At 67.6% G+C, this 1,823-nt stretch carries 2 protein-coding genes; both read right to left on the minus strand.

Features of this window, described 5'->3' with window-relative positions:
- Positions 1 to 73: 73 nt before the first annotated feature.
- Positions 74 to 760 carry a TetR/AcrR family transcriptional regulator gene (locus IG04_RS0141650; protein ID WP_211257927.1) on the minus strand — a complete coding sequence of 229 codons (687 nt, stop codon included), beginning with the start codon at positions 758 to 760 and terminating at the stop codon, positions 74 to 76.
- Positions 761 to 848: 88 nt separating this feature from the next.
- Positions 849 to 1,823: hypothetical protein (locus tag IG04_RS47510; RefSeq protein ID WP_036017047.1), on the minus strand; the 975-nt coding region annotated here is incomplete at its 5' end.

Here is a 1,823-nt window from a genome sequence, read left to right on the forward strand (position 1 = left end):
GCACTGCCCCTCCCCCAGGTTCGGCAACGTGACAGGGCTACTTAATAACACCCTGTCACAAAGTTACCGCAACTCAGCGGGCAGCGCGACGACCAGCCGCTCCGTCGAGGAAAAGGGCCAGCTTCCGCTCGAACCACGCGGCGGCCGGCCCGGACACGGCGCCGACGAGCACCTCCTGCAGGCGTGGGTCGTACTGATCGATCCACGGGCCGATGAGCTCCTGCCGACGACGCTGAAGCAGGTCGACGGCGTCACCAGTCTGCTCCGGCGCGGCCAGAAACGCCTGGGTGACCAACTCCGCCAACATGTCCACCACGAGCACGGCGTCGACCGGATCGAATCCGTATTCGAGAAGGTGGACTCCAGTCTGGTTGTCACGCTTGACCAAGGCAGGCCCGATGACCCGCAACGCCGTGATCTCCCTCGCCAGACCGATGTGCGCCGAGTAAAGACGCCAATGTGCCCACGCCGTTTCGGCCAGGTAGGCACGCCAGTCCTCGCTGGGCTTTGGCCACTCGATCGCATTGACCGCTTGGTCGACCGCCGCGGCCGCCAGGTCGTCCCGGCTCCGGAAGTATCGATACAACGTGGAGTGCGAGATCCCCAGCCGCTCCCCCACCGCGGGCATCGTGAGCCGCGAGAACCCGATCTCCAGTGCCGCCCGGACGATCGCCTCCCGATCGACCAGGGGCGGCCGGCCCATCCGGACCGCAGCCTTCCCGCCGTCTGCGGTTTTCACACGCCGCGTACCCACACCCACCCCTTCCGGAAGCCTGGAGCCAGGGTACGGACTGAGCCCACGACGACGAGCCGGGCGAGGTGTCCTCGCCCGGCTCGCGCCCCTCACCTCACCCCTGCGGTCCGGTGGCGAACAGGTAGAGACCGTCGTCGCGGTCACTGCCCGCCACGTAGGTCTTGCCATTGCGGGTGAACGTCTCGACGCCCCAGAAGTCGTTGCCGCTGGGCGCGAGATATCCGCCGCTCTCCACCAGTTCGCAGTTGTCCGGGCTGCTGCACTGGATCTTCAGTGAGCGCATACCTCCCGCGTAGTACGACAGGTAGGCCCGGCCCGTGTTGTTGGGGTCGGTCGCGACCTCGTGGACGCTCAGGTCACCGAACCCGACCGCGTGGTTCTCGTCCATGGCCTCGGGGATGGCGAACGTGTCCAGCTCGGCGAACTTCTTGTTCGCGTCCGCCTGGTTGCTGAACAGGTGCACGTAGCCCCAGCCGTCGAACGCCGCGGTCGCCTCGATCCGTGCGCCGACGGTGCCGATCGCCGGCCCATCGGGGTAGGTGAAGCTGACCGGTGTGCCGAACATCTTGTGGTACGCCTCGTGGTTCGTGCACACGCCGACGACGACGTCGGCGAAGCCGCCGGAGCCGCAGAACGGCGGGTTCTCGGTTCCGCCGTGCCGCTGGACGAAGACCACGGCGTCCCAGCCGGCGAGCACGGCCTCATGTGCCTTCTCACCGGGGAAGCAGGCGGGTTCAGGCGCGCTCGGGTCGCCGGTCGGTCCGCGCTGCAGCGCCACGATCTTCTCTTCGCCCGCCTGCAGCGACGCCTCGTAGCCGGGAATCGAGGCAGGCGTCGGGATCGGTGCCGATCCTGGGCAGCCGTAGCCGCCGTAGACGACCGGTCCGTTGAGCTTGTCGTCGTCGAGGACGACGATCGGCGCGGAACCTGGCACCGGCACTGACGGGTACGCGCCCGCGTTCGTGCCGCTGGTGATCGAGAAGTTCGTTGCTCCGTAGGGCGCGAAGTCCTCGTCGGTTCCGATGAAGTACTGGTTGTCGGCGGTGAACTCGCCCTGGTGCCCGTTGCC

The organism is Lentzea albidocapillata, assembly GCF_000719115.1.
Classification (GTDB): domain Bacteria; phylum Actinomycetota; class Actinomycetes; order Mycobacteriales; family Pseudonocardiaceae; genus Lentzea; species Lentzea albidocapillata.